Annotated in this window: 22 protein-coding genes; 10 read left to right on the forward strand and 12 right to left on the reverse strand. The window is 67.9% G+C overall.

Going from position 1 to position 23,737, the window contains the following annotated elements:
* Positions 1-346, forward strand: a 346-nt coding sequence (locus tag LQD00_RS02670; protein ID WP_232715558.1) for a transposase, incomplete at its 5' end; no start/stop codon positions are given.
* Between the two features lie 384 nt (positions 347-730).
* Here LQD00_RS02670 and LQD00_RS02675 read toward each other — a convergent pair.
* Positions 731-1,894 carry an acyl-CoA dehydrogenase family protein gene (locus tag LQD00_RS02675; RefSeq protein ID WP_232715559.1) on the reverse strand — a complete coding sequence of 388 codons (1,164 nt, stop codon included), beginning with the start codon at positions 1,892-1,894 and terminating at the stop codon, positions 731-733.
* 72 nt (positions 1,895-1,966) lie between these two features.
* Here LQD00_RS02675 and LQD00_RS02680 point away from each other — a divergent pair, with 72 nt between their 5' ends.
* Positions 1,967-2,539 carry a TetR/AcrR family transcriptional regulator gene (locus tag LQD00_RS02680; protein WP_232715560.1) on the forward strand — a complete coding sequence of 191 codons (573 nt, stop codon included), beginning with the start codon at positions 1,967-1,969 and terminating at the stop codon, positions 2,537-2,539.
* Between the two features lie 3 nt (positions 2,540-2,542).
* Here LQD00_RS02680 and coaA read toward each other — a convergent pair whose 3' ends face one another.
* Positions 2,543-3,484, reverse strand: coding sequence for a type I pantothenate kinase (gene coaA, locus LQD00_RS02685; RefSeq protein ID WP_006866043.1), 942 nt, complete (start codon positions 3,482-3,484; stop codon positions 2,543-2,545).
* Positions 3,485-3,610: 126 nt separating this feature from the next.
* Here coaA and LQD00_RS02690 point away from each other — a divergent pair, with 126 nt between their 5' ends.
* The 5 genes from LQD00_RS02690 (at position 3,611) to LQD00_RS02710 (ending at position 10,344) form a co-directional block, all read left to right on the forward strand.
* Complete coding sequence (locus LQD00_RS02690) at positions 3,611-4,831, forward strand: DUF2268 domain-containing protein (RefSeq protein WP_232715561.1); 1,221 nt, start codon at positions 3,611-3,613, stop codon at positions 4,829-4,831.
* A 33-nt stretch (positions 4,832-4,864) separates the two neighbouring features.
* The gene (gene glyA, locus LQD00_RS02695) at positions 4,865-6,172 is read left to right on the forward strand and encodes a serine hydroxymethyltransferase (RefSeq protein WP_035750511.1); all 1,308 of its coding nucleotides are present in this window, start codon (positions 4,865-4,867) and stop codon (positions 6,170-6,172) included.
* 68 nt (positions 6,173-6,240) lie between these two features.
* Positions 6,241-7,113: an acyl-ACP desaturase gene (locus tag LQD00_RS02700; RefSeq protein WP_232715562.1), complete on the forward strand. Its 873-nt coding sequence runs from the start codon at positions 6,241-6,243 to the stop codon at positions 7,111-7,113.
* A 344-nt stretch (positions 7,114-7,457) separates the two neighbouring features.
* Positions 7,458-8,765: a PhoH family protein gene (locus tag LQD00_RS02705; protein WP_005195763.1), complete on the forward strand. Its 1,308-nt coding sequence runs from the start codon at positions 7,458-7,460 to the stop codon at positions 8,763-8,765.
* A gap of 616 nt (positions 8,766-9,381) precedes the next feature.
* Positions 9,382-10,344, forward strand: coding sequence for a L,D-transpeptidase family protein (locus tag LQD00_RS02710; RefSeq protein ID WP_232715563.1), 963 nt, complete (start codon positions 9,382-9,384; stop codon positions 10,342-10,344).
* On the opposite strand, the gene LQD00_RS02715 is transcribed toward LQD00_RS02710, so the two are convergent.
* The 3 genes from LQD00_RS02715 to LQD00_RS02725 all read right to left on the reverse strand — a co-directional run bounded on the left by LQD00_RS02715 (position 10,331) and on the right by LQD00_RS02725 (position 12,389).
* Positions 10,331-10,537 (reverse strand): hypothetical protein, encoded by a 207-nt coding sequence (locus LQD00_RS02715; RefSeq protein WP_232715564.1) that lies wholly within the window; start codon positions 10,535-10,537, stop codon positions 10,331-10,333. The genes LQD00_RS02710 and LQD00_RS02715 overlap by 14 nt on opposite strands.
* A gap of 144 nt (positions 10,538-10,681) precedes the next feature.
* Complete coding sequence (locus LQD00_RS02720; protein ID WP_232715565.1) at positions 10,682-11,557, reverse strand: universal stress protein; 876 nt, start codon at positions 11,555-11,557, stop codon at positions 10,682-10,684.
* 184 nt (positions 11,558-11,741) lie between these two features.
* Complete coding sequence (locus LQD00_RS02725; RefSeq protein WP_006357724.1) at positions 11,742-12,389, reverse strand: response regulator; 648 nt, start codon at positions 12,387-12,389, stop codon at positions 11,742-11,744.
* Between the two features lie 246 nt (positions 12,390-12,635).
* On the opposite strand from LQD00_RS02725, the gene LQD00_RS02730 reads away from it, so the two are divergent.
* Positions 12,636-14,363, forward strand: coding sequence for a sensor histidine kinase (locus tag LQD00_RS02730; protein WP_232715566.1), 1,728 nt, complete (start codon positions 12,636-12,638; stop codon positions 14,361-14,363).
* 361 nt (positions 14,364-14,724) lie between these two features.
* On the opposite strand, the gene LQD00_RS02735 is transcribed toward LQD00_RS02730, so the two are convergent.
* The 4 genes from LQD00_RS02735 to glpX all read right to left on the reverse strand — a co-directional run bounded on the left by LQD00_RS02735 (position 14,725) and on the right by glpX (position 19,655).
* Positions 14,725-15,420, reverse strand: coding sequence for a PIG-L deacetylase family protein (locus LQD00_RS02735; RefSeq protein WP_232715567.1), 696 nt, complete (start codon positions 15,418-15,420; stop codon positions 14,725-14,727).
* Between the two features lie 13 nt (positions 15,421-15,433).
* Entirely contained in the window at positions 15,434-16,846 is a 1,413-nt protein-coding gene (locus LQD00_RS02740) for a class II fumarate hydratase (RefSeq protein WP_232715568.1), read from the reverse strand.
* A 7-nt stretch (positions 16,847-16,853) separates the two neighbouring features.
* Positions 16,854-18,551: a fumarate hydratase gene (locus LQD00_RS02745; protein WP_232715569.1), complete on the reverse strand. Its 1,698-nt coding sequence runs from the start codon at positions 18,549-18,551 to the stop codon at positions 16,854-16,856.
* A gap of 108 nt (positions 18,552-18,659) precedes the next feature.
* Positions 18,660-19,655, reverse strand: coding sequence for a class II fructose-bisphosphatase (gene glpX / locus LQD00_RS02750; RefSeq protein WP_232715570.1), 996 nt, complete (start codon positions 19,653-19,655; stop codon positions 18,660-18,662).
* Between the two features lie 144 nt (positions 19,656-19,799).
* Between glpX and LQD00_RS02755 the strand changes: the two genes are divergently transcribed.
* On the forward strand, positions 19,800-20,375 hold the full coding sequence (locus LQD00_RS02755) for a DUF4245 domain-containing protein (RefSeq protein WP_232715571.1): 576 nt from the start codon (positions 19,800-19,802) through the stop codon (positions 20,373-20,375).
* Positions 20,376-20,402: 27 nt separating this feature from the next.
* Here the strand turns inward: LQD00_RS02755 and LQD00_RS02760 are convergent, their stop codons facing one another.
* Genes LQD00_RS02760 through LQD00_RS02770 form a run of 3 tightly spaced genes read right to left on the reverse strand, consistent with a single transcriptional unit; the run spans position 20,403 to position 22,719 of the window.
* The gene (locus tag LQD00_RS02760) at positions 20,403-20,657 is read right to left on the reverse strand and encodes an exodeoxyribonuclease VII small subunit (protein ID WP_006866030.1); all 255 of its coding nucleotides are present in this window, start codon (positions 20,655-20,657) and stop codon (positions 20,403-20,405) included.
* Positions 20,654-21,919 carry an exodeoxyribonuclease VII large subunit gene (gene xseA / locus LQD00_RS02765; protein WP_006866029.1) on the reverse strand — a complete coding sequence of 422 codons (1,266 nt, stop codon included), beginning with the start codon at positions 21,917-21,919 and terminating at the stop codon, positions 20,654-20,656. The genes LQD00_RS02760 and xseA overlap by 4 nt, the downstream gene beginning before the upstream one ends.
* The gene (locus LQD00_RS02770) at positions 21,916-22,719 is read right to left on the reverse strand and encodes a lipid droplet-associated protein (protein ID WP_232715572.1); all 804 of its coding nucleotides are present in this window, start codon (positions 22,717-22,719) and stop codon (positions 21,916-21,918) included. Before LQD00_RS02770 ends, xseA begins: the two co-directional genes overlap by 4 nt.
* A gap of 53 nt (positions 22,720-22,772) precedes the next feature.
* Between LQD00_RS02770 and LQD00_RS02775 the strand changes: the two genes are divergently transcribed.
* Positions 22,773-23,726 (forward strand): 4-hydroxy-3-methylbut-2-enyl diphosphate reductase, encoded by a 954-nt coding sequence (locus LQD00_RS02775; RefSeq protein ID WP_143932748.1) that lies wholly within the window; start codon positions 22,773-22,775, stop codon positions 23,724-23,726.
* Positions 23,727-23,737: the final 11 nt, after the last annotated feature.

A 23,737-nucleotide genomic window follows, 5' to 3' on the forward strand; every position in this document is an offset into this window, starting at 1 on the left:
CCGCTTTGATTCCGCACGGGCAGTGGTCAAACACGCCGGCCTGTGCCCGCGTGAGAACTCCTCGGGCAGCTACCAGGGCACAACCACCATCAGCGGACGCGGGCGGCCCCGCCTACGAACCGCCGCCTGGCGCGCGGCGTTCGGCGCGCTGCGACACAACCCGGTCTACGCCGCCCGCTACCAACACCTGACCACCCGCACCCACAACCGACTGCAACCCAACCAGGCCTACGTAGCTATCGCCGCTGCTTTGCTACGCCAGCTGCACGTGGTGATCACCACCGCCACTCCCTGGGACCCGACCCTGGCCGGCGCACCCCAGCCCGCGGAGGTGAGCGCCGCCTGAACCCAGACCCCACCGACCGGGACAAGCTCGCCGCACCTAGGGCACAACCCGCGCCTGAGCCTGAGCAGTCCCACCCGGCGCGACCCGAGCTCGGATGAAGGCTGTTGGGTAGCAACCCGTTTGACCGCTAGGTAGAGCCCGCGCCAGGCACGACCCCGGCCGCCCAACCACCACCAGCACCCGCACCCGGACCGCCCACCCAGGCCGCCCGGCAACACCCACACGCCCACACCCCACCACAGGACCCATTGACACAAACCCTCATAGGCTGCTCAGGCAGCAAGGCCGGCTGTCGCTTGCGCTCCTCACACCTCGGGCATCGGGCCTGGGTGCGTCGCGCTCTGTCGGATCAGCCGGCAGAGGGGTGCCACGGGCATAGCCGCGCTACACCATGGCGAACGGGGAGATCTCCATGCCGATCTCGAGAGATCCGGCGATTTCCCTGATCTCGTCGTAGTCGAAGACCACGTGGCCGGACAGGACGTCGATGTCGCGGCGCGCACGCTGCACCGGATGGTCGAGGAAGTGCACACTGGCGCCCGACGCCTCGAGCAGCGTGCCGATCACGGCTCTCGACTCGTTCACGATGCGGGCCGCGGCAAGACGTGCCTGGGCCCGCGTACGGACGTCGACCGTCGCGCCGCCAGCCAGGCTCCCCTCGATGGTCGCCGTGGTCTCCGCGAGCAGACCGCGGAGAGCCTGGAGTCGTATTCGGGCGTCGCCCAATCGAATCCGCGCCGCGGGCTTGTCCTTCTGTTTGACCATCTGGTACGCCAGGACGCGTTCGGAGAGCCGTGCCGCGTACAGGTCGGCGACCCGCTCGGCCGTGCCCAGGGCGGGCATGGCGGCCAGCAGGGCAAGGGCGGGGACCATCGGCCAGCGATACGAGTGGTTGTCGTGCAACGCCGCGCCAGGTGTCCTGCCCGCGTAGAGATCTCGAACCCGGACCGTGCGGTGGGCCGGTACGAAGGCGTCCTCGATGACGACATCGTTGGATCCGGTCGCCCGCATGCCGTCGGTGTGCCAGACGTCCTCCACCCGCGCGTCGTCGATCGGCAGGAGCGCCAGGATGGCGTCGGGGCGATCGCCGGTGACGACGGCGCCCACCATCACCCAGTTGGCGGCCATGATGCCGGTCGCCCAGGACCAGCGACCGGACACGGCGAAACCGCCCTCGCGCGGCTCCGCGGTCCCGGTCGGTGCCAGGGGTGCCGGTGCGAGGTACGGACGATCCGCGAACGCTTCTTCCTGCGCCGCCTCGCTGAACAGTGCGGTGATCCAGCCGTGCAGGGTGTAGAAACCCAGCGTCCAGGCGCTCGACGTGCAGCCATGGGCCAGGCGTCGGACATGGTCGAGGATCTCGGGGAAGGGTGCTTCGAGTCCGCCGAACCTGCTGGGGATCAACAGATCCAGAAGACCTGAGTCGGTCGCGTCGCGGATGGTCTCGGCCGGCAGTTGCCGTAGTTCTTCTGCCCGGCCGGCGCGCTCGGCCAGGGCGGCGATGAATTCGTCGGTGATCTGCACCGTTCCGGATGTCGGGGTGTCCACGGATCGGAACGTAACATACAAAAAGGTATGGGATACCCGCTTCGAGCCGGAAAGCGCAGTTAGGGTGAGCGAATGGGGCGAGCGCAGCAGCGAGGTGGCGGCCATCTGTCGGCCGACGACTGGATCGAGCTCGGGTACGCGATCCTGGCCGAGGAGGGGTTCAAGCAGATCAAGATCGACACAGTCTGCAAGCGCATGGGCGTCACCAAGGGCAGTTTCTACTGGCACTTCACCGACATCGCGGCCTACCGCGCGGCGCTGGTCGCACGGTGGGGCGAGTGGAGCGACGAGGAGCACCAGAACTTCGCGGCGCTGGCCGACCTACCCCCACGCGATCGTCTGCTGGGTCTGATCGCCCAGCTCACGAGTCCGCGTCACTGGATGATCGAACGGGCGATGCGGGAATGGGCGCGCTCGGATCCGGATGCCGAGGCGAGCATCCGCACCTCGGATCGTCGTGCGCGAGAAGCGGTGCGCCGGTGTCTCCTCGACCACGGGCTGGATCCGGGGACCGCGTCCGTGCGGGCCAACTGGATCTTCGCGATGGGCATCGGGGCGCTGCACCTGTCCTACTCCGAGGAGGATCGGGCGGCGGCGGGCCGCCACAGCGCGGAACTGGTGGATCTGATGCTCACACCGGCGTGATGTTCAGAGCTTGCGCAGGCGCACCCGGTTGATGGCGTGGTCGACGTCCTTGCGGAGCACCAGCGAGGCGCGCGGGCGGGTGGGCAGGATGTTCTCGATGAGGTTCGGCCGGTTGATCGAGGTCCACAGGTCCCGGGCCGCAGCCGTGGCCTGTTCGTCGGTGAGCGAGGCGTACGCGTGGAAGTGGGAGTCCGGGTTGGCGAACGACGTGGTCCGCATCTGCAGGAAGCGCGAGATGTACCACTCCTCGATGTCCTCGATCTTGGCGTCGACGTAGATCGAGAAGTCGAAGAGATCCGACACCATCAGCGTCGGCCCGGTCTGCAAGACGTTCAAGCCCTCGAGGATGAGGATGTCGGGTTGCCGCACGTAGTGATAGACGTTCGGCACGATGTCGTAGGCGAGGTGTGAATAGACCGGCGCCGCGACCTCACGCGCACCCGACTTCACCTCGGTCACGAAGCGCAGCAGCGCGCGCCGGTCATACGATTCGGGAAAACCCTTGCGGTGCAAGATCCCCCGACGCTGCATCTCTGCTGTCGGCAGCAGGAATCCGTCGGTGGTGATCAGGTCGACCTTCGGGTGCGATTCCCACCGGGCGAGCAACGCCGCGAGCACGCGCGCCGTCGTCGACTTACCGACGGCCACACTGCCCGCGATGCCGATGACGAACGGGACCTGCCGATTGATCTGACGCTCGCCGAGGAAGGTCGAGGTGGCCGCGAACAGTCGTTGGCGCGCAGCGACTTGCAGATGGATCAGACGCGACAGGGGCAGGTAGACGTCGGCGACCTCCTCGAGGTCGATCTGCTCACCGAGGCCCACGAGCTCGGAGAGCTCGGACTCGTTCAGCACGAGGGGCATGGACTCACGCAGTTCACGCCACTGCCGGCGGTCGAGCTCCAGGTACAGACTGGGGTCCCGATCACTGGCATTGCGAGCCATCAGCGCAGCTCCGGGGTAGTGGTGAGCGCGGCTGCCCGGGTCATCATGCGTAACAGCTTAGGGCCCATCGCTCGCCGCGACGCGGTGGGTCCACGCGGCGCCTCCGCTCGCGGTAACGTGCCCGGTATGCCGGCCGACCACGCGACCCCCGACCTCGTCACCGACTACCTGCGGTTGGGGCTGGCGTTCGATCGGCTCGAAGAAGGATTCGTCGACGCGTTCACAGGCGACCCGGCACTGCGTGCCGAGATCGCAAACGGGCCCGCGCCCGATCCGGCGCAGCTGGCCGCACAGGCCCGGGCGTTGCGCGCCGACCTCCCCGGAGATCTGCCCGCCGACCGCGCGGAGTTCATCGGCTCCCATCTGCGGGCGCTCGAGTGCTCGGCCCGCAAATTCGCCGGCGACGAGATCTCCTTCGTCGACGAGGTCAGCGCCTACTTCGACGTCGACATCGCCCTCGCCGACGCCGACCGCTACCGGCAGGCCCACACCGACCTCGCGGAGGCGCTCGGCATCGCCGACGCCACCAGCGACGAACTGCGCGACGCGTACTCCGCACATCGTCGGGCCGACGAGATCCCCGCCGACAAGGTCGACGAGTGCGTTCGGGCGTTCAGCGGTGCCCTCCGCGAACGCGTCCGGGCGCAGTACCCGTTGCCGGACAACGAGATCGTCGACTTCGAGGTCGTCACCGACAAACCGTGGTCGGGGTTCAACTACTACCTCGGCGACTACCGGTCACGGGTCGCGATCAACGCCGACCTCACGCAGTACATGTCGTCGCTCCCGCACCTGATCGCCCACGAGGCCTACCCCGGCCACCACACCGAGCACTGCCGCAAGGAACAACTGCTCGTCGGCGCCGGCCAGCACGAGCAGTCGATCTTCCTCGTCAACACCCCGCAGTGCCTGATGGCCGAGGGGCTCGCCGACCACGCCCTGACCGCGATCATGGGCAAGGAGTGGGGCGTCTGGGCGCAGGAGGTCTACGCCGACCTCGGCCTGCGCTTCGACGCCGACCGGGCGATGCGCATCGGACGCGCGACCTCCGGACTGTTGACCGTCCGCCAGGACGCGGCCCTGATGCTGCACGACCAGCACGCCGATGCCGACACCGTCGCCGACTTCCTCCAGACCTGGTTGCTCGCGCCGCCCGAGCGTGCCCGGCAGATGCTGCGCTTCCTCACCTCACCGCTGTGGCGGGCCTACATCAGCACCTACGTCGAGGGTTACCAACTGCTCGAGAGGTGGCTCGATGCCGCCGACGACCGCGCCGCGGCCTTCGGACGGCTGCTCGACGAACCGCTCATCCCGGCGAGCCTGCGCCGTGAGCTGGTAGCGGGTTAGGGGATCGCGGCGCAGGTCCCTAGACTTGTCGCCATGACCGCGAACTCGTCATCCGTGAACTCGATGTCCCTGGCGGAGCTCGACCCCGACGTCGCCGCCGCCATGAACGGCGAACTCAGCCGTCAGCGGGACACTCTCGAGATGATCGCCTCGGAGAACTTCGTGCCGCGTGCGGTCCTGCAGGCGCAGGGCAGCGTGCTCACCAACAAGTACGCCGAGGGTTACCCGGGACGTCGTTACTACGGCGGCTGCGAATACGTCGACGTGGTCGAGGACATCGCCCGCAACCGCGCCAAGGAACTGTTCGGCGCCGACTTCGCCAACGTCCAGCCGCATTCGGGCGCGCAGGCCAACGCGGCCGTGCTGCAGGCCCTGATGGAGCCGGGGGAGACCATGCTCGGTCTCGACCTCGCCCACGGCGGTCACCTCACGCACGGCATGCGCCTCAACTTCTCCGGCAAGCTCTACGAGAACGCCTTCTACGGCGTGAGCAAGGAAGACTTCCGGATCGACATGGACGAGGTGCGCAAGATCGCCCTCGACGTGAAGCCCAAGGTCATCGTCGCCGGCTGGTCGGCTTACCCGCGCACGCTCGACTTCGAGGCGTTCCGCTCCATCGCCGACGAGGTGGGCGCCCACCTGTGGGTCGACATGGCGCACTTCGCCGGACTCGTCGCCGCCGGCCTGCACCCGTCGCCGGTGCCGCACGCCGATGTCGTCAGCTCGACCGTGCACAAGACCCTCGGCGGACCCCGCTCCGGCATCATCCTGGCCAAGCAGGAATGGGCCAAGAAGCTCAACTCGGCCGTGTTCCCCGGCCAGCAGGGCGGACCGCTCATGCACGCGATCGCCGGCAAGGCCGTCGCACTGAAGATCGCCGGCACCGAGGAGTTCGCCGAGCGTCAGCGCCGCACCCTGTCGGGCGCGAGCATCCTCGCCGAACGCCTCAACGGTGAGGATGTCGCCAAGGCCGGCGTCTCGGTCCTGACCGGCGGCACCGACGTCCACCTCGTGCTCGTCGACCTGCGCAACAGCGACCTCGACGGCCAGCAGGCCGAGGATCTGCTCCACCAGGTCGGGATCACGGTCAACCGCAACGCGGTGCCGTTCGACCCGCGCCCGCCGATGGTCACCTCGGGTCTGCGCATCGGCACCCCCGCGCTGGCCACCCGTGGCTTCGGCGACGAGGAGTTCACCGAGGTCGCCGACATCATCGCGACGGCGCTCGCCGCGGGCTCGTCGGCCGACGTCTCGGCCCTGCGCGGCCGGGTGTCCAAGCTCGCCCTCGACTTCCCGCTCTACGAGGGGCTCGAGGAGTGGGGACTGATGAGCCGCATCTGAGCCGCGGCCGGCCGCTCGGATGTGACCTGAATTGCCCCGCGCCGAGCGGCGTCCGTATCCTTGCAGCGATGAACGCACTCACTGAAGACGACCTGATCATCGCGCTCGAGAAGGCTCTTCCCGAGATCGCGGAAGACCACCAGTCGGCCGCCACTCCGTGGAACCCGCACGACTGGGTGCCGTGGGACGAGGGACGCAACTTCGCCTTCCTCGGCGGCGCCGACTTCGACCCGTCGCAGGCGACGCTGTCCGACGAGGCGCGTGCCGGTCTGCTGGCGCTGCTCCTCACCAAGGACAACCTGCCGTCGTACCACCGTGTGCTCGCGAAGCACTTCCCGGCCTTCTCCGAGTGGCGTCAGCTCATCGGTGTATGGACCGCGGAGGACAACCGGCACTCGATCGTCCTGCGCGACTACCTCGTCGTGCGTCGCGCGATCGATCCGGTGGACGCCGAGAACCGTCGACTCGTCCACGTCACCAAGGGCTACCGGCAGACCCCCGAGCAGGTCGACCAGCTCGGCCCGCTCGACGTGCTCGCGCTGATGGCCGTCCACGAGAACCAGTGCGTCAGCTTCATCAAGCGACTCGGTGCGATCGCCGCCGACGACGTCCTGGAACAGATCCTGACCAAGATCGCCGCCGACGACCAGCAGCAGGCGAACACCTTCGGTGCGTTCCTCAATGCCGGCATCATCGCCGACCAGGACGCCACGGTCATCGCGATCGACTCGGCCCTGGCGCTGGGCCGGGCCGAGGCCATCGGCCACGACATCGACGACTTCGATGCCGAGCGGGCTCTCCTGGCCGATTACGAGAACTCCGACACCTGGCGCGAGATCGCCGCGACCCTCGCCGACGCGGTCAAGCTCGACTCCATCGAGGGTCTGGGCGAAGAGGCCGAGGCCGCGCGTCAGCGCATCCTCTCCCGCGCCCGCGGTTAGAACACCGCCACCCCGTAAGACGCGCGCACGGCGCCATCAGGACGACGAACATCCTGGTGGCGCCGTTTGCGTCCCTGGGTCAGACGATACTGCGGTTAACGCGAAATTCACGCCGACACACCTGATTCCGGCGCGCCGCCCGCGGAGTCTGCGCGTACGTTGACGGTACGGATCGCGGGGAAGCGGTTCGTCCGGGAGGTTCGATTCGTGTATTGCAACAGCAGCGCGAGAGGGCCGGCCCCGGTCCTCGTCCACCTCGGCTGACGCCGAGGGCAACGGACTTCGACCGGCCGGTCACCTGAGAACTGGTTTGTGCGGGCGCCGCATGAACGTAGGAGCCCGACGTGACCACACGCACCTACGTCCTCGACACTTCCGTGCTGCTGTCCGACCCCTGGGCGGTCATGCGCTTCGCGGAGCACTCAGTGGTGTTGCCACTGGTGGTCATCAGCGAACTCGAGGGCAAACGTCACCATCACGAGCTCGGCTGGTTCGCGCGTGAGGCGTTGCGCATGCTCGACGACCTGCGGCTCGCGCACGGTCGGCTCGACCTTCCGATCGAGATCGGTGAGGAGGGCGGCACCCTCCAGGTGGAGCTCAACCACACCGATCCGTCCGTCCTGCCGGCCGGTTTCCGCACCGACAGCAACGATTCCCGGATTCTGGCCTGTGCGCTGAACCTGCGTGCCGAGGGCAAGGACGTGACCCTGGTGTCCAAGGACACCCCGCTGCGTGTGAAGGCCGGTGCGGTCGGTTTGGCCGCCGACGAGTACCACGCGCAGGACGTGGTGGTGTCCGGGTGGTCGGGGATGACCGAGCTCGATGTCGAGACGTCGATGATCGACGCACTGTTCGCCGACGGTGTCATCGACCTGGACGAGGCCAGGGAGCTGCCGTGTCACACCGGCATCCGCCTGCTCAGTCCGTCGTCGAGCGCCCTCGGTCGCGTCAACGCGGAGAAGCGCGTGCAGCTGGTGCGGGGGGACCGCGAGGCCTTCGGCCTGCACGGGCGTTCCGCGGAACAGCGGGTCGCTCTCGACCTGCTGCTCGACGACAGCGTCGGCATCGTCTCGCTGGGCGGCAAGGCGGGCACCGGTAAGTCGGCGCTGGCTCTGTGTGCGGGTCTCGAGGCGGTTCTGGAACGCCGGACCCAGCGCAAGGTCGTCGTGTTCCGGCCGCTGTACGCGGTCGGGGGTCAGCAGCTCGGCTACCTCCCCGGGGGCGAGGCCGAGAAGATGGGCCCGTGGGCACAAGCGGTGTTCGACACCCTCGAGGGGCTCGCCTCGCCGGAGGTCATCGAGGAGGTGCTGAGCCGCGGGATGCTCGAGGTGTTGCCGCTGACGCACATCCGTGGCCGGTCGCTGCACGACTCGTTCGTGATCGTCGACGAGGCGCAGTCGCTGGAACGCAACGTCCTGCTGACGGTGCTGTCGCGCCTCGGTTCGGGATCTCGTGTGGTGCTCACCCACGACGTCGCACAGCGCGACAACCTCCGCGTCGGCCGGCACGACGGTGTCGCCGCGGTCATCGAGAAGTTGAAGGGGCATCCGCTCTTCGCACACATCACGCTCACCCGCAGTGAGCGGTCGCCGATCGCGGCGTTGGTGACGGAGATGCTGGAGGAGTTCGGGCCTTCCGCGCCGGGAGCGTAGTGAGCGGGCGGGGTGTGACCGCGCCGGGAGCGTAACGGGCGGGCGTTTGGAGGGGAAGGCCGCGACGATTCGCTGAGGGGAGCGAACCGTCGCGGCCTTCCGTCACTGGGGCCCGCCGAGATTGTCGCTGTCGCAACGATTCCCGCGATGGTGGGCCCGACTCGGGGGAGGGGTCAGGCCGCGCTGCCGCCGAGGTCGCTGAGTGCGTTGAGGAGCTCGACGAATGCGGTGAGGGCTTCGATGTTCTCCAGGGAACCCAATTTCTCTCCTTTGTCGGTGAATTTCCGTCCGGCGAGGTCGCTGTGCGATCAACGCCGTTGCCGACGCTAACGATTATATTTAGTTCCCGCAAAGAAAAGGCCGACGAATTCTGCATGGCCTCGACGGGATGACTTCTTTCCGGCGCTTTGTCCTGCACGTCGAATAATGGATCATTTCCGATTTTCCATCGGCAATCGACCGCCGAGTCGACACCCGGTGGTTGATCCGGCGATCGAGGGCGGCCGAATCCGCCGGGGTGCTTGATCCGATCCTCACTGCACCGTGACCATCACGTGACTCATGGGGTCTTGCGCGCTGTCACACTGTTGTGGTGCTGAAGTTACTGATGAGGCGAATGAGACTGCTGGGACTATTGGTGATTGCGGTGTTGGCCGCGTGCGCCGGTGGTGCGGGTCAGGCTCTCGCCGATCCGGAAACGACGACACCGATCACGCCGACGACACCGACCACGCCGGGCGGCCCGTCGCTGCCGGGAATGGGCGAGGGCCTCGGTATCCCGATGCTCGACGAGGTGCTCAACCAACTGTCCGGCGGCAGCGGTTCCGACGAGGCGCCCGGTGGCCTCGAGGGGTCCGGGGGCCCGACCAGCCAGATGATCGTCGTGACCGCCCCCAAGGCGTCGGACACGACCGCCACACTCACCGCCTTCGAGAAGGGAGCCGACGGCAGCTGGAAGCCGGTCCCCGGCCTCGGCCCGGCCAAGGCATACCTCGGCTCCCTGGGGATGGGCGAACCGCAGGACAACGTGCCGCGTACCCCGGAGGGGACGTTCCCGCTCGACCAGGCCTTCGGTCGTCAGGAGAATCCGGGCACCAAGATGCCCTACCTCAAGGTCGACACCCAGGACTGGTGGGATTCCGATCCCAAGTCGCCGACCTACAACACCCACGTACGTCAGCCCCAGAGTCCCGGTGGTGACAGTGAGAACCTGTACAACTCGGGTCCGGTCTACGACTACGCCGTCAACATCGCGCACAACCCGGAGCGCACCCCCGGCAAGGCGACGGCGATGTTCCTGCATGTGACCAACGACCAGCCGACGCTGGGCTGCGTCGCCGTCGAGCGTGAACTGATGAAGAAGATCCTCGTCTGGCTCGACCCCGCGAAGAGCCCGAAGATCACGATCGGCGTGAACAAGGGTGCGCCGACCGGCGAGGCGCCCGGAGCAACCCCTCAGACAACTCCGGGTGCCACGCCGTCGACTCCCGACGTGCCGGCCTCCGACATGCTGACCGGCCTGCTCTCGCAACTGGTCGGTGCGATTCCCGCCCTGTTCGGGCAGTTCACGGGTCGCTGATCTCGGAGCGTGCGTGCCGGCAGGCGGGGCAGAAGGTCTCCTCCACCCCGACGTGCCAGCCGTTGACCCTGGCCCAGCGATCCCGTTCGGGTTCGGCCAGTGGTCGTCGTGGGACGAAGCTGCGTCCGCAGCTGTCGCAGTACCGGTCGGCCGAACCCTCGGTTTCGGCGAACAACGGGGAAATGACTGTCATGGGTGGACCTCTGGTGCTGGCTGTGTCGAGTCGGTCCTGTCGGTTCGTCGACGGACTCGGACGATCGACCACCTCAGTTTCACCGGATGTGATGTAGGTCTCATAGGGCCGAATGGCACATGGTTCGGCGGATCGGGGCGCAGGTCAGCGGTCGTGGGGTACGACCATCACCGGGCCACGGGCCGACCGCAGGACCGAGAGGCTCGTCGAACCCAGTCGCATGGCCGCGAAACCGCCGCGACCGCGCGCACCCACGACTAGCAATTGCGCGGCCTGAGCGTGGTCGAGCAGGGCGCGGGCGGGTCGGTCTCTGGTCACGGCGTGGCGGACGGTGACGCGCGGGTACCGGCGTCGCACCTCGTCGAGTTCGGCCTCGAGCCAGGCGTCGGCGCGGCTGCGATGGCTCGGCCACTCGGACATCGTGCACGGCACGGCCATGTCGGCGACATCGGTGTCGCACCAGGCGTGGACGACCGTGACCGGGACGCCGCGTAGGTCGGCCGCTGCGAACGCGGCGTCGACGGCGGCTCGCCCGCCCGGGGAGCCGTCGGTGCCGACCACGATCCCCGCCTGGGACCAGTGGGACGTGGAGTCGCGGACGACCGTCAGCGGACACCTGCAGTGCTCGGCGAGTGCGGTGGTGACCGTCCCGAGCGCGACGCGATGACCGGCCATGTGCCCCCGGTTGCCGACGACGAGGAGACGGGCTCGATCGGATGCCTCGAGCAGGGCGGTGACCGGCGGTGAGTCGACGACCTGGGTCGTGATCTTCAGCGGGTCGGGCGAGTCGCCCGAGTCCTCGGCCGCGCGGCGGGCCTCGGCGAGGGCGCGTTCGCATCGGGCGCGCAGGGGTTCGAGGACGCGTGGATCGTCCGCCGCGAGATTCGCCGAGGCGATCAGCTCGAGCTCCGACCGGTGGAGAGCGGCGTCGCGCGCGGCCCAGCGGGCGGCGGCGCGGGCGGTGGCGGACCCGTCGACGCCGACGACGACAGGTCCGTTGGTGAATCCGGATGCGGTCACACGGCAGTCCCCCTGGAGGTCCACACACCGCGTGCCGGGGTGCCCGGCATCGCTTGTGTATCCAGTACATGCCCCCGGTGAGGGTCGAGTCACCGGGTAAAGAGTCCCGTTGGATGGGGACCAATGACACGTGTCGTGCTCTAACCCGCAGGATATGGTACGCGAATCGCTCGCGAGCCTCGACTCAGTGCGCGTGACCCCGTCGCGCCGCTTTGGTGGCGTACACCGCCGCCTGCGTACGGCGCTCCATGCCGAGTTTGCCCAGCAGCCGGGACACGTAGTTCTTCACGGTCTTCTCCGCGAGATGCATCCGGGCGGCGATCTGCCGATTGGTCAGGCCCTCGCCGAGGAGGGCGAGCAGGGTGCTCTCCTGCTCGCTCAATCCGTCGCCGGGCTTTTCCTCTTTCTCGCGTTGGGTGCGCAACCGGTCCATCAGGGCTGCGGCCGCGCGGTTGTCGAGCAACGACCGTCCGGCGCCGACATCGGTGATGGCGCGGGCGAGTTCCATGCCGGTGATGTCCTTGATGACGTACCCGCTGGCGCCGGCGAGGATCGCGTCCATCATGGCCTCGTCGTCGGTCATCGAGGTCAGGATCAGGCAGCGCAACCCGTCGACTCGGCTGAGCAAGTCGCGGCACAGTTCGATCCCGTTGCCGTCGGGTAGGCGGACGTCGAGGACCGCGACGTCCGGTTGCACGGTCGGTATGCGGGCGAGGGCCTGCGCGCAGGTCGCGGCCTCGCCGACGACCCGGACGTTGTCATCGTGGTCCAGGAGTTCGACGAGACCCCGCCGGACGATCTCGTGGTCATCGACGAGGAAAACCGAGAACATCGGCCACACCTCCCTCCGGCGCAGGTGCCGTGAGACGAATTGTAGGTCGACCCCCGACGTGTTTCACCCAGATTGCCCGGACTGGCGGATTTCCACCTATACCCGAAATGTCCGATTCAACGGGGAAAACGAGGTCACGGAAATCCGAATTGCTTTGCGGGGAGGATGATTCGAGGGCTTTCAGACTATCTGGCGAGAATTGGTCAACCCAATACTTAACGAAGCGGAGGGTATATCATTCGAAATATGGTCCGCGAATCCCGGGAACGCGGTGTGGGGTCTTTTGAGGTGCAGAATGAGTTGTCGCAGATGCGATTACGTGAGCTCCTCGATGAGGTCCGCGACCGGATAACGCAGATCGCCGATGTTCGTGACCGCATCGACGGTCTGCTCGAGGCCATGCTGATGGTCAGTTCCGATCTCGATCTGGAAACCACGCTCGAGGCCATCGTGTCTGCGGGCACACGATTGGTCGACGCCGAGTACGGGGCGGTCGGCGTCCTCGGCAGCGGACACGACCTGTCGGCCTTTCTGGCGCAGGGCATCGGCGAGGACGTCCGCGCCGAGATAGGGCACCTGCCGACAGGCCGCGGCGTGCTGGGGCAGCTCATCGACGCCCCCCGGGTGTTACGGCTCACCGACCTGTCCGAGCATCCCGCGTCGGTGGGATTCCCGCCGAACCACCCGCCGATGACGAGCTTCCTGGGCGCCCCGATCCGGGTGCGCGACGAGATCTTCGGAAACCTGTACCTCACGGAGAAGAAGAACGGTGCCCTGTTCACCGAGGACGACGAACTCGTCATCCAGGCACTGGCGTCGGCGGCAGGTATCGCGATCGAGAACGCCCGGCTGTACGAACAGGCGCAGACCCAGCTCGCCTGGATCGAGGCGAATCGCGACGTGATCGCGGAGCTGTTGACCGGGGCCGATCAGCAGGACGTCCTCGAATCGATCGCCCGCAAGGTCCTCACGCTGGCCGACGCCGACCTGGTCTGCATCGCTGAACCCCACGACCACGAGGTGCCGCCGGAATCGGTCGACGAACTCGTCGTCACGGTCGCCGAAGGGGTCGACGCCGAGTTCTTCCGCGGACGATCCGTGCCCATCAAGGGGTCGACCTCGGGTGACGCCTTCGTCCGACGGAGGCCGGTGCTCCGCGAGCAGCTCGAATACGACATCTCCGGGGATTCGTCCAGTCGCGGCGGCCCGGTGATGGTGGCGCCGCTGCGGACGGCGGAATCGACCCGCGGCGTGCTGATCGCGGTGCGGTCCAAGGGTCGCGACGGGTTCGCGGAGGACCTGCTGAGCTTGAGCGCGAACTTCGCCGACCAGGGGGCCCTGGCGCTGCAATTGGCCGGCGCGACCATCCAGGCTCACGAGTTGCGGGTCCTGGAGGACCGAGAACGGATCGCACGCGATCTGCACGACCATGTGATCCAGCGGATCTTCGCCGAGGGACTCACCCTGCAGGCGACGCTGCAACGCACCCAGTCACCCGAGATCAGGGCGCGGCTGACCCGGTCCATCAACAACCTGCAGGACATCGTGCAGGACGTGCGGACGACGATCTTCGACCTGCAGGCAGACGATACCGAGACGACCCGACTCCGCCAGAGGGTGCAGGAGGCGATCGACGAGCAGGTCGACGACCTGCCTCTCCAGACCCATGTGCGGATGGCGGGCCCGCTGTCGATCGTCTCGCCGCGCCTCTCCGACCAGGTGGTCGCGGTGGTGCGCGAGGCCCTGAGCAACGCGGTCCGATACGCGGACGCGACGACGGTGACGGTGGCGATCTCGGTCGGCGATGAGCTGGCCGTGGAGGTCACCGACGACGGCATCGGTCTCCCCGAGGACGTGACGCCCAGCGGGCTGAAGAACCTACGAGACCGCGCGGAACGTCTGGGCGGGACCTTCGCGTTGAGCACGCCCGCCTCGGGCCGGGGACTGTCCGTGCGGTGGTCGGTGCCGCTCTAGCGGGACGCCGCGTCGAGATGGGACAGGTTCACCGACCGGTGTCGGGTTCGGCCGGCAGTCGCCAGGCCGAGGTCTGCTCGGTCACCCATGCCACGGCCTGCACTCCCGACAGGAGGCCGAAAAGCACGATGAGCCAGATGGACAGCCCGATGAGGGCGCAGACCGCGAAGGCTGCGAGGAATACGACGAGTACACCGGTGAGCGTGATGACCGGTCACCTCCCGACTTTCTCGGAGGGACTCTCCCGGGTGGTGCGAGAGACTGACCCCCACACCTTCTCGTGTCGAGAGCGTGTCCGGGAGGGGCCGAAGGTCACAAATCGACGGGGCCAACGTCGGGACCTCTCCGGTGTCGCGGCCGGTCAGCGAGTCCGTTTGAGCTCGAACCCGGCGACCCGCACGCCGTCGGCGCCGTCTCGAGGTGCGGTCGCCCGGTCGATCTGGGCGCGGGCCTGATCGAGGACGGGCGTGTCCGGGTCGAGGACCGACAGGTAGCGATCGTGCGCGGCGAGGGAGCGGACGGCCACCTCGAACTGTGCGTCGACGTCGACCGCGTGAGTGGCGGCGGGCCCGTTCTCGAACAGCCATGCCGGAACCTCGCCGGAACCCGACCGGGACAAGGCGTCATAGGCCTCGAGTACTGCGGCGGCGAACTCCATGTGGTCGCGTTGGTTCGGCTGGCCCGGCGCCCACTCAGGCCCGCCGTAGAGCGACAGGATGACCTGTGGCGCAATGCGTTCGACGGTTTCGGTGATCTTCGCGCGCAGTTCGGGGGTGTTGCGGATGTCGCTGTCTGGGAAGCCCCAGAACTCCACCTCGTCGACGCCGACGATCTTCGCCGAGGCGCGCTGTTCGGCCTCTCGGAGGGGACCGCACTCGGCCGGGGTCATGCCCTCGATCCCGCGTTCGCCGCTGGAGGCGAGCGCGTAGACGACACGCCTGCCCTCGCCGGTCCACCGCGCGACCGCGGCGGCCATGCCGTACTCCGGGTCGTCGGGATGGGCGACGAGGACGAGTGCTGTCTGCCAGTCCGTGGGGAAGGGCTCCAGTGAGGTCATGACCAGACGGTACTCAGCGTTCGCGGTCGAGGTTGGCCATCTTGAGCACATCGAGACGCGCGTCGAGCTCGTCCTCACTGAGCTTGTCGCCCACGAGGCCGCGATCGATGACCGTCTGCCGGATCGTCTTGCCCTCCTTGAGGGCCTGCTTGGCGACGGAGGCGGCCTCTTCATAACCGATCGCGCTGTTGAGCGGCGTGACGATCGACGGGGAGCTCTCGGCGAGGGTCCGCAGACGGTCGACGTTGGCCTGCAGGCCGGAGATGCAGCGGTCGGCGAACAGACGGGACACGTTGGCCAGCAACTTGAGTGACTCGAGCACGTTGCGGGCCATCATCGGGATGTAGACGTTGAGCTCGAAGGCGCCGTTGCCGCCGCCCCACGTGACCGCCGCATCGTTGCCGACGACCTGCGCGGCGACCTGCGTGACCGCTTCGGGCAGAACGGGATTGACCTTGCCCGGCATGATCGAGCTGCCCGGCTGGAGGTCGGGGAGCAGGATCTCGCCCAGGCCGGTCAGCGGTCCCGAACCCATCCACCGGACGTCGTTGGCGATCTTGGTGAGCGACACCGCGATCGTCTTCAGCTGCCCGGACAGTTCGACGAGGCCGTCGCGTGCGGCCTGCGCCTCGAAGTTGTCCTTGGCGAGGGAGAGTTCGTCGACGCCGGTGCGGCGCACCAGTTCGGCGACCACCTTGGTGCCGAACCCGTCGGGGGCGTTGAGCCCGGTGCCCACCGCGGTGCCGCCGATCGGCAGCTCGCCGACCCGCGGCAGGGTCGCGGTGACCCGCTCGATGCCCGCCTCGACCTGCCGTGCATACCCCGCGAATTCCTGGCCGAGGGTCACCGGCACCGCGTCCATCAGGTGCGTACGGCCGCTCTTGACGACCTCACGCCACTCGGTTGCCTTGTCCGCCAAGGCTTCCCGGAGATGGTCGAGAGCCGGGACCAGATCGGTGACGACTGCCTCCGTCGCCGCGACATGGGTGGCGGTGGGGAAGGTGTCGTTCGACGACTGCGACATGTTGACGTGGTCGTTGGGATGCACGTCGATGCCGTTGGCCTTGGCGATCGAGGCGATGACCTCGTTGGTGTTCATGTTCGAACTCGTGCCCGACCCGGTCTGGAAGACGTCGATCGGGAACTGGTCGTCGTGCTTGCCGTCGGCGATCTCGGTGGCCGCCGCGATGATCGCGTCGGCCCGCTCGGCGTCGAGGAGCCCCAGTTCCTTGTTGACCGTGGCACAGGCCGCCTTCAGCAGGCCCATCGCGCGGATCTGCGTCCGTTCCAGCGGGCGGTGGCTGATGGGGAAGTTCTCCACCGCTCGCTGGGTCTGGGCGCGCCACAGAGCATCGATGGGGACCTGCACCTCGCCCATCGTGTCGTGCTCGGTGCGGTATTCCTGCTTGCCCTGTGCCTGGGTCATAGGTGTACTACTCCTTCGATCGGATCCTTATGCCGCTCAGCGGGACGTTGACGGCCCCACTCGGGTCGGTGAAAAAGTCGTTGCCCTTGTCGTCAACAACGATGAAGGCCGGGAAATTCTCGACCTCGATCTTCCACACCGCTTCCATACCCAATTCGGGGTACTCGATAATCTCCTGGCTCTTGATGCAGTCGAGCGCGAGGCGGGCTGCCGGGCCGCCGATCGAGCCCAGGTAGAAGCCGCCGTGAGAGTTGCAGGCCTCGGTGACCTGCTTGGACCGGTTGCCCTTCGCGAGCATGACCATCGAGCCGCCCGCGGCCTGGAACTGCTCGACGTAGGAGTCCATGCGGCCCGCGGTGGTGGGACCGAACGAACCCGACGCCATGCCCTCCGGGGTCTTGGCCGGGCCGGCGTAATAGACCGGGTGATCGCGCAGGTAATCGGGCATCGGCTCGCCGGCGTCGAGGCGTTCCTTGATCTTGGCGTGCGCGATGTCGCGGGCCACCACCAACGGGCCGGTCAGCGACAGGCGAGTCTTCACGGGGTACTGCGACAGTTGGGCCAGGATCTCCGACATCGGGCGGTTGAGATCGACCTCGACCACCTCGCCGCCCGAGATGTCCTCGGCCACGCCGGCAGCCGGCATGTACTTGGCCGGGTCGGTCTCGAGCTGCTCGAGGAACACGCCGTCGGCGGTGATCTTGCCGAGGGCCTGGCGGTCGGCCGAGCACGACACCGCGATGGCCACCGGGCACGACGCGCCGTGACGCGGCAGACGGACGACGCGGACGTCGTGGCAGAAGTACTTGCCGCCGAACTGGGCGCCGATGCCGAAGGACTGGGTCAGCTTGAAGACCTCGTCCTCGAGTTCGAGGTCGCGGAAACCGTGGGCCGACATCGAACCCTGCGTCGGGAGGTTGTCGAGGTAGTGCGCCGAGGCGTACTTGGCGGTCTTCAGGGCGAACTCGGCCGAGGTGCCACCGATCACGACGGCGAGGTGGTACGGCGGGCACGCCGCGGTACCCAGCGAGCGGATCTTCTCGTCGAGGAACTTGAGGATCGACTTCGGGTTCAGGATGGCCTTGGTCTCCTGGAACAGGAAGGACTTGTTGGCCGAACCGCCGCCCTTGGCCATGAACAGGAACTTGTACTCCGGCCCCTTGGGCCCCTGCTCGGTGGCGTAGATCTCCACCTGGGCAGGCAGGTTGGAGCCGGTGTTCTTCTCCTCGTACGTCGTCAGCGGCGCCAGTTGCGAGTAGCGCAGGTTGAGCTGGGTGTAGGCGTCGTAGACACCCTTCGAGATCGCCTCGGCGTCGTCGGTGCCGGTCAGCACGCCCTCGCTCTTCTTGCCCATCACGATCGCGGTGCCGGTGTCCTGGCACATCGGCAGCACGCCGCCGGCGGAGATGTTGACGTTCTTGAGCAGGTCGAGTGCGACGAAGCGGTCGTTGCCCGACGCCTCGGGGTCGTCGATGATCTTGCGGAGCTGCGCGAGGTGGGCGGGGCGCAGGTAGTGGCTGATGTCGTGCATCGCCTCCGCGGTGAGTTTGCGGATCGCCTCCGGCTCCACCTTGAGGAAGGTCTGTCCGCCGGCTTCGAACGTCGAGACGCCCTCGGTGGTGATCAGTCGGTACGGGGTCTCGTCGGCGCCGATGGGGAGCAGATCAGAGTAGAGAAACTCGGGGGCTGAGGCAGGTTTACTCACGCACCGGATCGTATCGCCCCAGTAGAACGGCCCCACGCCAGAGGTGACCGGACTCGTGAGGTGCATCACGGTCATGGTCCCGGCGTGGGGCCGCGCTGCTCGGGTGGATCAGAGGTCGATGTTGGCGTACTCGCGGAGCTTGGCCGGCTTGTGGACGGCCTCGATGCGGCGGACGGTGCCGGACTTCGAGCGCATCACCAGCGAACGGGTCGTCGCGCCGTTGGGGCGGTAGGTGACGCCGCGCAGCATGTCGCCGTTGGTGACGCCGGTCGCGCAGAAGAAGGCGTTCTCGCCGCTGACCAGGATGTCGTTGGTGAGGACCCGGTCGAGGTCGTGACCGGCGTCGAGCGCCTTCTGACGCTCTTCCTCGTTGCGGGGCCACAGCTTGCCCTGGATCTCGCCGCCCATGCACTTCATCGCGACGGCGGTGATGATGCCCTCGGGGGTGCCACCGACACCCATCAGCATGTCGACGGTCGAGTAGTCGTCGGCGGCCGCCACGGCGCCGGCGACGTCGCCGTCGGAGATGAGGCGGATCTTGGCGCCGGCTTTGCGGATGTCGGCGATGAGGTCGGCGTGACGGGGCCGGTCGAGGACGATGACGGTCAGGTCGGCGACGTCGATGCCCTTGGCCTTGGCGACCGAGTTGATGTTCCACTCGACCGACTCGTTGATGTTGATGGCGCCCTTGGCATCGGGGCCGACGGCGATCTTGTCCATGTAGAACACGGCCGACGGGTCGTACATGGTGCCGCGCTCGCTGACCGCGATCACAGAGATCGAGTTGGGGCGGCCCTCGGCCATCAGGGTGGTGCCGTCGATGGGGTCGACCGCGACGTCGCAGTCGGGTCCTTGCCCGTTGCCGACCTCTTCGCCGTTGTACAGCATCGGGGCTTCGTCCTTCTCGCCCTCGCCGATGACGACGACGCCGCGCATCGACACCGTGGAGAGGAGCTGACGCATCGCGTCGACCGCCGCGCCGTCGCCGCCGTTCTTGTCGCCGCGACCAACCCAGCGTCCGGCAGCGAGTGCAGCCGACTCGGTCACGCGGACCAGTTCCATCGCGAGGTTGCGATCGGGTGCTTGGTGGCTGCTGGCTGTCATCGTCTTCGGCTCCTCAGGTGTGGCCCGGAACCCGGTGGGTCGCAGCCCGTGGGATCCGTGGGTGTGGCGGTGATCTCAGGGACCATCCTTGCATGTCACACCGGCCGTTCGGTGACTGACCCTGGTGGTGGGATACTCGCCCTCATGGCAGACAAACCGCGCATTCTCATCAACGGCAAGGACATGTTCTGGTCGTTGGTGCCGCTGCTCGCGCTGATTGCGTTGGTGGCGATCGCGTCGGGGAATTGCTCGGTCGGACTGAATCAGGACCCGGCGGACAGCAAGGTGCCCGCGTTCGACGTGGTCACCGCATTGGACGCCGACGCCCGACAGATGCCGTTCCCGATCCGCCGCCCGCCGACCCCGGAGGGATGGAAGCCGAACTCCGGCTCGTCGGACGCGATCGAGGGGCATCGGGTCAGCACCGTCGGCTGGCTCAGCGCGAGCGGCGCCTACGTGCAGCTGAGTCAGACCGACGCGTCGGAGGACCTGCTGGTCCCGTACCTCGGTGGCGGCGAGACGAAGTACGGCGACATCGGCGCGACCGGTACCCGCGAGGCGGGCGGCCGGCAGTGGGTGACCTACGAGACCGCCGAGGGCAAGAAGTTCTGGATCACCGACTTCGGCAACGTGCGTGTGGGTGTGCTGTCGCGCGGACCCGACGCCGACATCGAGACGATCGCGGCGTCGGTGGCGAGGCAGCAGCCGCTCGACGCCTGAACGCTGGAAAGGGCCCTCGGGAAGCGGCTAGTCGTCGTCCTCGTCGGCCGAGTTCTTCTGCGCGATCACGGTCTCGATGCGTTCGCGCGCTCCGCGGAGGTGTTCCTCGCAGCGCGTCGCGAGTGCCTCGCCTCGCTCCCACAGGGCCAGCGAGGTGTCGAGATCGAGGCCGCCGTGCTCGAGCGTGCTGACGATGTCGGCGAGCTCGTCGCGCGCCTCCTCGTAGCCGAGTTCGGCAACCGGCGTGTACTCCTCGCCGGTGTCGTCACTGTCGGTGCTCACGAATCTCCTTCGTCCTCAGGGGAAGTGGTGGGTGCCTCGGTCGCGGTGACGGTGGCGCGCGCCGCGCCGTCGGCGACCCGGATACGTAGTTCGGCCCCCACGGGCAGGTCGTCGAGTGTGTTCACGACGTGGGTCACGTCGGTGTCGGTGCGTTGCACCACGGCGTAACCGCGCGCAAGGGTCTGGGCCGGGCCCAGCGTCGACAGCCGGGCCGCGAGATGCTCGTGACGGCGGTCCTCGGTGTCGACGTGGCGCCGGACGTCGCGCCGCAGCGCGCGCACCAGCTCGGCCACGTTCGCGGACTCCTGGTCGACGATCACACCGGGCCGGGCGAGGACCGGGCGTCGTCGCAGTCCTTCGATGACCCCGGTCTCGCGACGGACCCAGTTGCGCAATGCCTGTGCACTGCGCCGGCGGAGGTCGTCGATCCCGGCGAGTTCGGCCTCGACGTCGGGCACCACCCGTTTGGCGGCGTCGGTCGGGGTCGCCGCGCGCAGATCGGCGACGAGGTCGAGCAGCGGGTTGTCGGGCTCGTGACCGATGGCGCTGACCACCGGTGTGCGACAACGGGACACCGCGCGCAACAACGCCTCGTCGGAGAACGGCAGCAGATCCTCGACGCTGCCTCCGCCGCGGGCGATGATGATCACCTCGATGTCGGGATGCGCGTCGAGGTCGGCGAGGTGGGTGAGGATGCGTGCCACCGCCGTGGGGCCCTGGACGGGGGCCTCTCGGACGTCGAAGCGGACCGCCGACCACCGATCGGTCGCGACGCTGACGACGTCGCGCTGCGCGGCGCTGGCCCGCCCGCTGATCAGCCCGATCGAGCGCGGCAGGAACGGCAGCGGACGTTTCAGCCGGGGGTCGAACAGTCCCTCGGCGGCGAGCAACTGCCGGAGGCGTTCGATCCGCAGCAGCAGTTCGCCGACGCCGACGGGCCGGATGTCGCTGACCCGCAGCGACACCGTGCCCCGGCCGGTGAAGTAGCTCGGCCGGCCCAGGACGACGACCTGACTGCCGTCGGTCAGCGGAACCTCGGTGCGCGCCAACAGATCCGGGCTACACGTCACCGAGATGGAGATGTCGGCGGCCGGGTCCCGCAGGGTGAGGAACGCCGTGCGGGTACCGGGGCGCCGGTTGATCTGGGTGACCTGACCCTCCACCCAGATCTGACCCAACCGGTGAATCCAGTCGGCGATCTTGGTGTTGACCGTGCGTACCGGCCACGGATTCTCGGCCGAGTTCGGCGAGGTCCCGCTCACGCCTCGGTGGAGCGCTTGTTCTGCGAGGCGATCCGGTTCTCGAGCATCGTCACGAACGGTGCGCGGCCACGGTTGGCCTTCTCGTAGTCGACGAGGGTCTCGAGGTCCTCGGTGCCGACCGTCCGCAGACGCGCGCGCAGCTGTGCCAGCGTCAGCGTGTCGTAGTCGATGAGGACGACGATCTCGGGTGTGGCCCCGTTCTTCGGCTTGGCCTTGGGTGCCGTCGGCTTCTTCTCCGCGGCGTCCACGACCTCCTCGGGTGCGGAGCTGTACAGCGCGAAGCGGCCGGCGTCGGCGCGCGGCGGCGCGGCCAGGTCGGCGTCGGAGGCCTCCGCGTCGACCTCCGTGGCCCCGCTTGTCGCGGTCGACTTGGTGGCCCCGCTCGTCTTCGTGGCGTTGGTCACCGTCGCGGTCGTGGTGGACTTCACGGCCTCGCCGGGCTGGTCACCAGGATCGTTGCCGGCGGCGGCTGCTTCGACCTCGTCGACGATGCTGGTGGGCTTCTCGATCGGTACGTCACCGGCGTGGGCGTCGTAGCCGGGTTCCGGGGTCTCGTCGTCCTCGTCGAAGCGGGCCCATTCGGGCTGCTCGCTGGGCTTGTCGAAGAGCATCCCCAGGGCGGCGTCGCCCTTGATGGCGAGTTCGGCGATGTTCTGCTGCGCCCGCATGCCTGCCTGCAGGGTCTGGCTGACCGCTGTCATCGGGAGGGTGACGAGCAGCGCGGGAAGCTTGCGCGTCTCCTCGAGGGCGGTGACGATCAGACCTGCGGCGATACGGGCCGGGTAGGGTGCGCGATCCATGCCAACACTCTGCCATCAATGGGCACCCGTCTGTAACCCGTACCCTGGGAGACATGTCTGAGACGAAGCGTGTCCTGCTCGCCGAACCCCGCGGTTACTGCGCGGGTGTCGACCGCGCGGTGGAGACGGTCGAGCGCGCCCTCGACAAGCACGGCGCTCCCGTCTACGTCCGCAAGGAGATCGTGCACAACCGGCACGTGGTCGAGACCCTGGCCGATCGCGGCGCGATCTTCGTGGGGGAGACCGACGAGGTGCCCGAGGGCGCGATCGTCGTGTTCTCCGCCCACGGTGTGTCGCCGCAGGTCCACGCGTCCGCCGCGGAACGGAAGCTGCGGACCATCGACGCGACCTGCCCGCTGGTCACGAAGGTGCACCAGGAGGCCAAGCGGTTCGCACGGGACGACTACGACATCCTGCTGATCGGTCACGAGGGCCACGAAGAGGTCGAGGGGACGGCCGGTGAGGCGCCTCGGCACATCCAACTCGTCGACGGCCCGGACAGCGTCGACTCGGTGACCGTGCGTGACGAGTCCAAGTTGGTCTGGCTGTCGCAGACCACGCTGTCGGTCGACGAGACCATGGAGACGGTGCGTCGCCTGCGGGAGAAGTTCCCGCTGCTCAACGATCCGCCCAGCGACGACATCTGCTATGCCACCCAGAACCGTCAGGTCGCCGTGAAGGCGATGGCGCCCGAATGCGACCTGGTCATCGTGGTCGGCTCGCAGAACTCGTCGAACTCGGTCCGTCTGGTCGAGGTCGCCCTGCAGGCCGGCGCCCGGGCGGGTCACCTGGTCGACTACGCCCGTGAGATCGACGAGACCTGGCTCGAGGGTGTGAACACCGTCGGCGTCACCTCCGGTGCATCGGTGCCCGAGGTCCTTGTCCGCGGTGTGCTCGACTACCTCGCCGAGCGTGGCTACGGCACGGTGGAGACGGTCAACACCGCCAACGAGACCCTGACCTTCGCGCTGCCGCGCGAGCTGCGTCCCGCACGCTCCAGCAGCTGACCTGATCGTCG

The organism is Gordonia metallireducens, assembly GCF_021245825.1.
In the GTDB taxonomy this organism is placed as follows: domain Bacteria; phylum Actinomycetota; class Actinomycetes; order Mycobacteriales; family Mycobacteriaceae; genus Gordonia; species Gordonia namibiensis.

What these genes read in the sequence shown, in the direction of transcription:
- LQD00_RS02775 (WP_143932748.1), top strand. Translation starts at nt 22,773, where the DNA reads ATGTCTGAGACGAAGCGTGTCCTGCTCGCCGAACCCCGCGGTTACTGC.
- LQD00_RS02730 (WP_232715566.1), top strand. Translation starts at nt 12,636, where the DNA reads ATGGTCCGCGAATCCCGGGAACGCGGTGTGGGGTCTTTTGAGGTGCAG.
- LQD00_RS02710 (WP_232715563.1), top strand. Translation starts at nt 9,382, where the DNA reads ATGAGACTGCTGGGACTATTGGTGATTGCGGTGTTGGCCGCGTGCGCC.
- LQD00_RS02755 (WP_232715571.1), top strand. Translation starts at nt 19,800, where the DNA reads ATGGCAGACAAACCGCGCATTCTCATCAACGGCAAGGACATGTTCTGG.
- LQD00_RS02680 (WP_232715560.1), top strand. Translation starts at nt 1,967, where the DNA reads ATGGGGCGAGCGCAGCAGCGAGGTGGCGGCCATCTGTCGGCCGACGAC.
- LQD00_RS02770 (WP_232715572.1), bottom strand. Translation starts at nt 22,719, where the DNA reads ATGGATCGCGCACCCTACCCGGCCCGTATCGCCGCAGGTCTGATCGTC.
- LQD00_RS02700 (WP_232715562.1), top strand. Translation starts at nt 6,241, where the DNA reads ATGAACGCACTCACTGAAGACGACCTGATCATCGCGCTCGAGAAGGCT.
- LQD00_RS02735 (WP_232715567.1), bottom strand. Translation starts at nt 15,420, where the DNA reads ATGACCTCACTGGAGCCCTTCCCCACGGACTGGCAGACAGCACTCGTC.
- glpX (WP_232715570.1), bottom strand. Translation starts at nt 19,655, where the DNA reads ATGACAGCCAGCAGCCACCAAGCACCCGATCGCAACCTCGCGATGGAA.
- coaA (WP_006866043.1), bottom strand. Translation starts at nt 3,484, where the DNA reads ATGGCTCGCAATGCCAGTGATCGGGACCCCAGTCTGTACCTGGAGCTC.
- glyA (WP_035750511.1), top strand. Translation starts at nt 4,865, where the DNA reads ATGACCGCGAACTCGTCATCCGTGAACTCGATGTCCCTGGCGGAGCTC.
- LQD00_RS02740 (WP_232715568.1), bottom strand. Translation starts at nt 16,846, where the DNA reads ATGACCCAGGCACAGGGCAAGCAGGAATACCGCACCGAGCACGACACG.
- LQD00_RS02690 (WP_232715561.1), top strand. Translation starts at nt 3,611, where the DNA reads ATGCCGGCCGACCACGCGACCCCCGACCTCGTCACCGACTACCTGCGG.
- LQD00_RS02715 (WP_232715564.1), bottom strand. Translation starts at nt 10,537, where the DNA reads ATGACAGTCATTTCCCCGTTGTTCGCCGAAACCGAGGGTTCGGCCGAC.
- LQD00_RS02725 (WP_006357724.1), bottom strand. Translation starts at nt 12,389, where the DNA reads ATGTTCTCGGTTTTCCTCGTCGATGACCACGAGATCGTCCGGCGGGGT.